The organism is Micromonospora foliorum, from assembly GCF_022229015.1.
Classification (GTDB): domain Bacteria; phylum Actinomycetota; class Actinomycetes; order Mycobacteriales; family Micromonosporaceae; genus Micromonospora; species Micromonospora foliorum.
This window is the reverse complement of sequence record NZ_JAKKFF010000067.1, coordinates 26,492-35,846: the sequence shown is the minus strand read 5'-3', so window position 1 is coordinate 35,846 and position 9,355 is coordinate 26,492. Positions and strand designations below refer to the sequence as shown.

The following is a 9,355-nucleotide window of genomic DNA, read 5'->3' as shown; positions in this document are numbered from 1 at the left end:
AGCGTCCCGTCGCCGGCCGGCGCCGCCGGCAGGACGGCCTCGACATCCGTGCCGTCGGAGAGCAGCGCCACCGGCACCGTCGGGCGCCGCAGCTCCCGGCGGTGCACCGCCCGCCGGGAGGTGACGGTGTCGCGCAGATCAACACCCTGGTGTACGACGCTGTGCACCTCGTCGAGGGTCAGGAACATGATGTCGTCGGGCTGGTCCAGCAACCCGGAGCCGTGCAGGTCGGCGCCGATGAGCAACAGCTGACGGCGCGTCTCCCGCAGCGGGTACAACCCGGCGAACTTGCCGGCCTCGCGCAGGCCGGCCAACGACCGCGCCCGGCCCAACAGGAAACCGGCGACCCTGCCCCGCACCGGCCGCCGACGGCGCGCTCGGGCGACCAGCTCGCGCAGCGCTGTCTCCGCCGCCGACGCGGCCCGCTGGAAGCGCTGGTCGGGGCCCTGCTGCGGATCGGTGACCCGCAGGTAGTTGGCGACCGCGGCGAAGACCGGCGTGGGGTCCTCCGCCCAGCGCGGCACCCCGAGGTCGACTTCGGCGACGCCCCGGTGACCGTAGGCGTCCAGGAAGGCCGTCATGCCGATGTCGGGCAGCGTGCCGCGCAGGTAGCGCGCGGCCAACTCGGTCGGTGGGGTGTCGAGGAGAAGCTGACGCTGGTCGCCCACCCCCTGGGCGAGCCGCCACAGGGCCAGGTCCATCTCGATGGTGACGTTGTGCGGCATGCCGCCCAGCACGGTGTGGATCTCGTCCGGGCCGGCGACACCCTTGAGCAGGGCGGTCGGCAGCGCGGCGGCGAGCATCCCGGCGACGATCGGCCACATGATCGCGTCGGCGCTGTCGTCGGCGTCGGCGTCCTTGGCCTGCACGAAACGCAGCCGGTCGGCGGCGGTACGCAGGTCGGCGGGGGCGGCTGAGCGTACTCTCAGCTGCTCGACCGCCTCGGCCATCCGGATCCGGGCGGCCTCGGGACGGGCCAGCGCCCGCAGGATCCCCACCACCGCGCGGCCGGCCGTCCGCAGCGACGCGGCCCCCGATGCCCCGCCGCGCCGGGCGACGCCGCTGGTCGGGGCGAACCGGGGATCCGCCAGCACGTGCTGCATCACCGCCTGGGCGCGTGGCCCGAAGTCGACCGCCAGGAGCTTCACCAGTCGCTTGCGGGACGACCGGTCGCGCGCGAGGTCGGTCAGGTCGCCGTAGAGGCGACCGCCGATGTCGACGATCTCGACCCGCACCCCGAGCGCGGCGAGCATCGCGGCGATCTGCGTCCGCAGGGTCGACATGCCCATCGGGGTGACCGGTTGCAGCATGCCCTGGACGTGCCCGAACTCCAGGTAGACCCGGGGGAGCGGCTTGCCGCTCGGCGGTGGGGCGGGGAACAGGCTGGTGATCGGCCGGGACTGGAGGAGCCACAGCACGTCCTCCGCGTCGATCGCCCACTCGACGTCCTGTGGGCAGCCGAAGTGGGCCTGCAACCGCTCGCCGGTGGCGCGTAGCCGGGCCAGCTGGCCTGCGGTCAGGCAGCCGGACTCGTCGCGCGTGCTGTCGTCGAGGACGTAGTGGTCGACGGCCGTCGCGCCGTCCACCACTGTCGTGCCGAGGCCCGGAGCGGCGTCGACGGCCATCTCGTCGCGGCGCCCGGTCAGCGGGTTCGCGGTGAACAGCACCCCCGCGACCGTGGGTTGGACCATGCGCTGCACGACGACGGCCATCCGCACCGCCCGGTGGTCGATCTGGCGGGCGTCCCGGTACGCGGTCGCGCGGTCGCTGTGCAGGGAAGCCCAGCACTTCTCGATGGCGGCGATCAGCTCAGCGGTGCCGGTGACGTTGAGGACGCTGTCCTGCTGGCCGGCGAAGCTCGCGTCCGGCAGGTCCTCGGCCGTGGCGCTGGAGCGGACCGCCACCGGGCCCGCGCCGAGCCGCTCGTACGCGGCGACGACGTCGGCCGTGGGGATGACGCCGAGCCGGTGCGCCTCGGTGGTGACGCAGAAACCGTCGGGGACCTGCTCGCCGTGCCGGATCAGCTCGCCCAGCCCGGCCGCCTTGCCGCCGACCAGGGCGGTCATGGCGGCGGTCACCTCGGACAACGCGATCACGTGCATGGCAACCCACTCTCTTTGCAATACAACTGCATTGGATATGACCGTACCTCCTTCACGATGCGACTGCAATGTCACCGTTGCGGGGTGCGACCTCGGGGCCGGGGTGTTGCCGGGATCTGCCATGCTCGGGCCGGTGACGACCGGCCGCCCGACCAGAGCCCGTTCCCACCGCCGCCCTCGACGCCGAGTCATCCGCGTTGCCCTGGCGCTCGTCGCGGTGGCGGCCGTCCTGGGCATCGCGGTGGTCGTGGTGCCGCTGCTGCGACCGGCGGGGCCTCGTCCGCTCTTCCAGATGCCGGTGACCTGCGGCGAGACGTGGCAGCTCAGCACCTACCCCGGTCACGACGACTACGACGTCGACTTCTTCCCGACCGAGGGCGAGACGTGGGGACGGCCGGTGCTCGCGTCGTACGCCGGCACGGTCACCGTGGCCGGCATCAACGGTTCGCTGGGCGGCCGCACCCCGGAGAACCCGGATGGTCCACGGGGGCGGGGCGGCGGCTACTGGGTGAAGATCGACCACGGCGGCAAGTGGGAGACGCAGTACCTGCACATGCTCGAACCGCCACTGGTCACTGTCGGTCAGAAGGTCGCCCAGGGTGACCAGATCGGGCGGCTCGGCAGCACCGGCAACTCCGGCGCGCCGCACCTGCACTACGAGCAGCGTCGCGGCTGGGAGAAGGTCGAGACCTACTTCGACGGTACGCCGTCGGGCATCACCACCGACGAACGCGAACAGATCCTCCGGCGGGTGAGCAACAACTGCCCGGCCGTCTCCTGAGGACCGCAGTTTGCCCGGCACTGCTCGGGGGCACTGATTCGGGGGACAGTTCAGACGCAGGGAGGGAGCCGGCCATGGCCAAGGGTGACGTCGAGACCTACCACGAGGACGGGCAGTGGAAGAACAAGCCGGAGGGCCACGAGCGGGCCAGCAGCACGCATGACGTGAAGGCCGACGCGCAGGCCCAGGGCCGTGAGATGGCGGCCGACCGCGGCGTCGAACACGTGATCAAGAAGCAGGACGGCACGATTGGGGAGAAGAACACCTACCCCCGCAGCCGTGACCCGCGGGACATCGAGGGCTGAGCGCCTCCAGCCTCAGCGGACCGACCCCCTCGGCGTGACCGAGGGGGTCGGTCCGCTTTTAGGCGCTCAGCTGCGACTACGTGGCGGTCGTGACCCATTCCGCCATCTAGATCCTGCCCACCCCGCCCCGCCGATCATGGAGTTGTGGTGGGCGACAAATCATTCTGGTTGCACCCAATCCGGGCACCACAACTTCAAGATCGACTCGGTTGGACGTTGCTGCCCGGCCGTTCCGGGGGAACGGCCGGGCAGTCTCTGCGGCTGGGGACGTCAGGCCAGCTGGGTCCGTTGCCGGCGGACGAGATACCAGCCGGCGAGGGTGACCAGCACCAGCAGGGCGATGCCGCCCACCGTGTAGACCAGCCGACTCGGCCCGCTGGACGTCGAGACAGTCATCGGCGCCGCGACGGGCAGGACGATCTTCCCGGTCGCGGTGCGCTCCACGGTGCCGCTGGCGAGCTTCGCGTGTACGTCCCAGGTCCCCGCGGGCAGCGCCTGGTTGACCTCGACCCGAACCTGACCGGTCTGGCCGGGCAGGATCGTCACGCCGTTGGTCACCTTGAACGGCCCGGCCTGGACCGCCGCCTTCCTCAGCGACAGCGTGCCGGTCATGTCCAGTGCGCGTTCGCCGGTGTTGGTGACCTTCGCGGTGACCACGGGGAACTCGCCGGTGCCGGGCTCGGCGGCCAGCCCCTCGATCCGGAAGTCGGTCGGCGGCTCACCGCCCGGGCCGACGTCGAGGTAGACCCGGATGCCCACCCGGTGGATCTGGGTGACGTTGCCGCTGCGTTCCTTGGCGCTGGTGACCTGCGCCCAGATCGCGGCGTACCGCTCGCCCTTCGACGCCTTCCTCGGCACGGCGACCTCGACATCGACCGGTCGTCGCTCGCCCGGGTCCAACTCCATCGTGGCGGTCTTCAGCCGGATCCACCCGCTGAGTTCGTTGCCCGTACGCCCCTCGGGCACGGTGAAGGCGTTGTTCTCCACCGACGCGGCGCCCGAGTAGAACTCGACCTTCTGCGTCTCGGCGGAGGTGTTCCGCACCTCGACCCGGCGGTTGATCGTCGTCCCGGGCTCCAGGTGATCCACGATGTAGACCTGGGCGCGAGGGTCCTGCACCCGGCTGGCCGGGATGTCCAGCATGCGGATGCTGATCGCGGCTTCCTCGGCCGACTCCTGTCGCTGCTCCCGCACGGCAACGGCTGGTGCCGCCGAAACCCCGAGCGCCACGAGGGCGACCGAGGCCAGCAGCACCAGCCGGCCGAGCGGCTCAGAACACCGAATGTGTCACCGTCCCCGTGTAGACACCCTGGACGGTGCCGACGGGCACGTTCACCACCAGGGTGGGGTTCCAGGTGGCGAAGTTGTTGCCGGTGCCGCCGGTGTGGGTCATCGCCGCGCGGGGAACGTTGATGATCACCTGTTGGGCGGCGGTCGGCTGACCCGGCGTGAAGGTGCCGCCGCCGGCGGTCGCCGTCGGGGGACCCGACCAGTACAGGACGTTGATGTTCGGGATCGTCTCCCCGGAGGAGCCACCGCCGGTGACGAAGTCGGTGGAGATGACGGTGGCGGTCCAGTTGGGGGTGAGCGCCCCGCGCTGGTCCAGCACGGTGACCGGGCCGAGCTGACCGGAGATGGTCGTGCCCTCCACGCCGTTCCCGATGTTCGCGGTCGCCGGCACGGTGATCGACAGGCCACCGGCGGCGTCGACGGTGAGGGTCACGACCGTGTCGCCTGTCGTGTCCGCGGCAGCCGGCCCGGCGAGCGCGACGACGGCGGCGATACCGGCCAAGCCCGCGAGAATCTTTCTACGCATCGAGTCTCCTTGTCTGAAATCGCCCAGATGTCTCGACCGAGCATATCTAGGACGAAAACCCCATTCGGGACGAACGGCACGATCGTTGGGAGGCCGCCCGTCGACCAGCGCGAGGTGGGGAAGATCATTGCTGGAGAAACCTTCGCCCCCGGTAGCGTCCGAGGACGTGACTGCGCAGCCAGCCCTGGGGGACGCCACGATCCGCACCTTGCGTCCGGCCGACATCGCCGCCGCCATCGAGCTGTTGGTGCTCGCGGCGGGCGATGACAAGCGGCACCGGCTACTCGCCCAGTTGACCGCTGCGGAACCCGGCGAGATGCACCATGCCGTCGTGGCCGAGCGCTCAGGAGTGGTCGTCGGCGTCGGCAAGCTCGCCGCTGAGCCGGCGTTTCCGGGTACGGTCTCCGCGCTGGTTGCCGTCGCGGAAGCCGATCGTGGGCGCGGTGTCGGCACCGCCCTGGCGGCGGACCTGGCCGGCTGGGCGGAGCATCACCTCGGCCCCGCGCACGTGGTGACCAGCGCGGTCCGCGATGACCTCGACGGTGGTCGGCGCTTCGCGCAGCGGTACGGCCTGGTGGTCACGCGCCACAGCGTCGGCTGGCGGTTCGACCTCCTCGGGCGCGGCGACGAACTCGCCGAGCGGGCGACCCGCACCGCCGATGCCGCCGGCGTGCGGGTCCGCGTCGCCGACCTGAAGGCCGAGGAAGCCGCGATCGTCGAGTGCATCGGTCGTACGCTGCCGGGCCTGCCAGTGCCGGGTGCCGAGGGCCAGCAGGTCGACCTCGCGCACGCCCGTCAGGTCATTCCGGACGAGGCGACCGTGCTGGTGGCCGAGTCGCTCGATGCCCCCGGCACGCCGTTGTGGGGTTTGACTGTGGTCACCCCGCAGGCGGGCAGCGGTGACTGGTACACCGTCTACACCGGCGTGACCGTGGACCGGCGCGGTCGGGGCGTGGCGACGGCTCTGAAGGCCGCCGCCCTCGATCAGGCGTGCCGCTCGGGTGCGTCGGCGGTGACCACCCACAACGACGACGGCAACGAGCCGATCCTGCGGGCAAACCGGGCCTTCGGCATGCGGCCGAGCGTGGGCTACTGGAGTCTGCTCCGTCGCGACGCGTAGGTGGCCCGTCAGGCCGGGACCACGTACGGGAACGAGGCGGCTCGGGCGGCCTTGGTGACCTCCGAGGTGAGACCGGCCGTGGTGCCGGTGTTGAGGACCAGGGAGAACATCACCTCGGGTGCGTTGTCCGCCAGGCTGCGCCCGTTGCGGACCGCGAAGCCGAAGTTCGCCGCCGTGCCGACCTTGTAGGACAGCAGGTCGGGGTAGAGCTGCCGGGCGACGCTCCAGCCGTACGCCTGTGGGTCCGGCGCGGTGCCGTTCGCCTTGACCACCCCGGCGACCGCGTTCGCGATCTCCTCGCCGCCTTCGGTGAGGTCGTTGCTGGGGTGCCGGAAGTTGGCGGGGTCCGAGAAGTCGGTGTCGTGGGGCCAGAAGATCGGCCACATCATCGGGTGGCCGGCGCGGTTGATCTGGCGCCAACCGCCGGCGTCGGTGGCCAGCATGGTGCGACACCACACGCCGATCTCGGTGCCGTCGCGCAGCAGTGGCTCGTCGTGGGAGACCTCAAGGACGATCGACTCGACGGTGGTGCCGGCGAAGCTGTTCTTGGCCTGGTCGACCCGCCACGCCGAGCGGTCCACCCGCGAACCGTTCTTGACCGCGCCGTTGATGGTGGCGAGTTCGTCGAGGTCGACGAAGAAGGGGTCGGTGATCCGGCCGGCCCAGATCCGGACGTTGCCGCCGGTGGTCACCTCGCCGGTGCGCCCCTCGGCGATCGGGGTGCCCATCGCGGCGTCGTCGCGGGCGTCGGCTCCGGTGAGCTCGTACAACTGGAGGGCCTGCCGGGCGTCGCCGTCCGGCTCGCCGAAGGCGAACCGGTAGGTGAGGTCCTCCACCTCGGTGCCATTGATATGAATCTTGATCTCGTAGCGCGCCTCGGCGTGGAAACCGCGCTTGATGTCGGCCTTGGTCACCGAGCTGTTGACGTCCATCACGAACACCGTGGCCCGGTCACCGTTGAAGACGTACAGGTCGTCGATGTACAACTGTCCGCCCTGGGCGGCCAGCGGGGTATCGAGGTGGTGCGACATGAGCTCACTCCCGGAACTGCCGGATTTTGGACTAATCCGAACATAGTGGTCGTAAGCCCGACCTCTCCGCCCATCGAACCAATCCGGCCTGCGCAGGCGAACACGGCGGTGGGCCGCCAGAGTTGTCCTCGGACGGCCCACTCCTTCGTGCCGGTGTCGTCAGATGCGAGACCACTTCTGGTTGGCGGCGCCGAGGCAGTCCCACAGGTGCAGCTTGCCGCCGTTGTTGGGGTTGGCGTCCCGTACGTCCACGCACTTGTTGGCGTTGAGGTTGACCAGGTCGCCGGCGGCGTTGAGGGTGAAGCGTTGCGCGGTGTTGCCGTTGCAACTGACCAGGTTGACCTCGGTGCCGTTGGCGGTGCCGGCCCAGGCCGGGTCCATGCACTTGCCCATCGCGCGGATGGTTCCGTCGGAGGCGAAGGTCCAACTCTGGGCCGCCGTGGTGTTGCAGTCCCAGATCTGGAGTTTGGCGCCCTCGACCGGGTTGGCGCCGGGGATGTCGATGCAGCGACCGCTCTGCGCGCCCCTGATCCGGTTGGTGCCGGGAGTCGGTTCGCCCCCACCCCCCGAGGTGTAGCTGGACACCCGGACGTAGTCGACGAGCATCTGCTGCGGGAACTGGGTCGAGCCGTCCGGGTAGCCGGGCCAGTTACCGCCGACCGCCACGTTGAGGATCATGAAGAAGGGGTGGTCGAACACCCAGCGGTTGCCGCCGAGCCGAGCGGGATCGACCCGGTGGTACTGCACCCCGTCGACGTACCACGTGATGACGTTCGGCTCCCAGTCCACCCGGAAGGTGTGGAAGGTGTCGGCCAGCGGCGCGCCGAGGGTGCGGCTGCCCGTGATGCCGCCGCCACCGGAGTAGCCGGGCCCGTGCACGGTGCCGTAGACGGTGTTGGGCTCCCGCCCGATGTTCTCCATGACGTCGATCTCGCCGGCGTCGGGCCAGCCGCCGCCGGTGCCGAGCATCCAGAAGGCCGGCCAGATGCCCTGGCCACGCGGGATCTTGATCCGGGCCTCGAATCGCCCGTACGTCTGGGTGAAGGTGGCCGCCGTCAGCAACCGCGCCGACGTGTACTCGCAGCGCCCGTAGTGGCACTGGTAGTTGGCGGGGTTGTCCCGGCGGGCGGTGATGACCAGGTTGCCCTGGCCGTCGTGGACGGCGTTGCTGGTGCTGTTCGTGTAGTACTGCCGCTCGTTGTTGCCCCAGCCGCTGCCGCCGATGTCGAACCGCCACTTGCTCTGGTCGACGGGCGTGCCGGCGGGGGAGTTGAACTCGTCCTGCCAGCTGATGGGGCCGATGGCGGCCTCGGCCCGGTCGGGATACGCCGGGACGACGAGCGCCGTCGCGGTCGCGACGAGGGCGACCGCCAGGAGTACGAGGGGGCGGAAGCGGAGGCTGGGCCGGGCTGTGAACACGGGAGGCTCCTCAGCTTGGGGGTGGTGGAGGCGGTTTACGGGGATAGAGAGCGCTCTCTAAAGCGAAGCATGTCGATATCATGACTTTCTGTCAAGAGTGTTTCCAATATCACGACCGTCCGTTACCGCCCGATGCTGACCAGTGAGCGTGCAGCGCGGGCCCCGGTCGTCACCGTGAGACTCATCGATGTCTCCGAGATGGACGGCGCCGACTTGTCGAAGGAGTTCGGCGCCGGCCGAGGGTTACTCGATAGCGGTCGAATCGACCCTTCCTATTGCCGTGGGGCGTCCACGCGGGACAGGATGACGAGGCGTGCCGGAAACGTTCTCGTAACCTGCGCGCTGCTGGTCTCTGTCACAAGGAAGTGGGAGTCAGTCATGAGCGAGGCGTCGACGGCGCTGGGTGTGCGCCTCTACCCGGATCTGGTCGAGCGGGGTGGTCTGGCCCCCGCGCTCATCGAAACCGCTGCCCGGCACGGGCTCGATGTCGGCCGGGTGACCGCGCCGGAGCAGGGGCGGGCCCGGTTCACCTGCGCCGAGCTGCACTCCGACGAGGGCGTGGTCTGCATCGGGCTGGGATCGCAGGCCCGATACTTCATGATCGACCTTCGCGTCTCGGGCGAGGTTCTCGCGCGCGGTGACGTCATGGACCTGGTGCAGGTCGCCCAGGTGGCCGCAGCCTGGCGGGCCGGCCTGACCTTCGCCGAGCTGACCGCCCGGTTCCCGTTCATGGAGGAGATCAAGCACCGCCCGGCGCCGGTGGCCCAGGTCAGCTAACCGA

9 protein-coding genes are annotated in these 9,355 nt (G+C 70.3%); 4 read left to right on the top strand and 5 right to left on the bottom strand.

Features of this window, described 5'->3' with window-relative positions; genetic code table 11:
• A partial coding sequence (locus tag PSH25_RS05980) for a PEP/pyruvate-binding domain-containing protein (protein ID WP_238658053.1) occupies positions 1-2,102 on the bottom strand: 2,102 nt, incomplete at its 3' end.
• 121 nt (positions 2,103-2,223) lie between these two features.
• On the opposite strand from PSH25_RS05980, the gene PSH25_RS05975 reads away from it, so the two are divergent.
• Both PSH25_RS05975 and PSH25_RS05970 read left to right on the top strand, forming a co-directional pair.
• Positions 2,224-2,883, top strand: a complete 660-nt coding sequence (locus PSH25_RS05975) for a M23 family metallopeptidase (RefSeq protein ID WP_238658052.1) — start codon at positions 2,224-2,226, stop codon at positions 2,881-2,883.
• Positions 2,884-2,957: 74 nt separating this feature from the next.
• Entirely contained in the window at positions 2,958-3,188 is a 231-nt protein-coding gene (locus tag PSH25_RS05970; RefSeq protein WP_238643562.1) for a DUF2188 domain-containing protein, read from the top strand.
• Positions 3,189-3,458: 270 nt separating this feature from the next.
• Here PSH25_RS05970 and PSH25_RS05965 read toward each other — a convergent pair whose 3' ends face one another.
• Together PSH25_RS05965 and PSH25_RS05960 are read right to left on the bottom strand one after the other, a co-directional pair.
• Complete coding sequence (locus PSH25_RS05965; protein ID WP_238658051.1) at positions 3,459-4,442, bottom strand: COG1361 family protein; 984 nt, start codon at positions 4,440-4,442, stop codon at positions 3,459-3,461.
• A gap of 16 nt (positions 4,443-4,458) precedes the next feature.
• On the bottom strand, positions 4,459-5,004 hold the full coding sequence (locus PSH25_RS05960; RefSeq protein ID WP_238658050.1) for a hypothetical protein: 546 nt from the start codon (positions 5,002-5,004) through the stop codon (positions 4,459-4,461).
• Positions 5,005-5,170: 166 nt separating this feature from the next.
• On the opposite strand from PSH25_RS05960, the gene PSH25_RS05955 reads away from it, so the two are divergent.
• A complete protein-coding gene (locus PSH25_RS05955; protein ID WP_238658049.1) occupies positions 5,171-6,124 on the top strand; it encodes a GNAT family N-acetyltransferase in 954 nt (317 codons plus the stop codon).
• 8 nt (positions 6,125-6,132) lie between these two features.
• Here the strand turns inward: PSH25_RS05955 and PSH25_RS05950 are convergent, their stop codons facing one another.
• Both PSH25_RS05950 and PSH25_RS05945 read right to left on the bottom strand, forming a co-directional pair.
• Positions 6,133-7,155 carry a DUF4331 family protein gene (locus PSH25_RS05950; protein WP_238658048.1) on the bottom strand — a complete coding sequence of 341 codons (1,023 nt, stop codon included), beginning with the start codon at positions 7,153-7,155 and terminating at the stop codon, positions 6,133-6,135.
• 159 nt (positions 7,156-7,314) lie between these two features.
• Positions 7,315-8,574 carry a glycoside hydrolase family 16 protein gene (locus tag PSH25_RS05945; RefSeq protein WP_238658047.1) on the bottom strand — a complete coding sequence of 420 codons (1,260 nt, stop codon included), beginning with the start codon at positions 8,572-8,574 and terminating at the stop codon, positions 7,315-7,317.
• A gap of 378 nt (positions 8,575-8,952) precedes the next feature.
• Between PSH25_RS05945 and PSH25_RS05940 the strand changes: the two genes are divergently transcribed.
• Positions 8,953-9,351 carry a hypothetical protein gene (locus PSH25_RS05940; RefSeq protein ID WP_238658046.1) on the top strand — a complete coding sequence of 133 codons (399 nt, stop codon included), beginning with the start codon at positions 8,953-8,955 and terminating at the stop codon, positions 9,349-9,351.
• Positions 9,352-9,355: the final 4 nt, after the last annotated feature.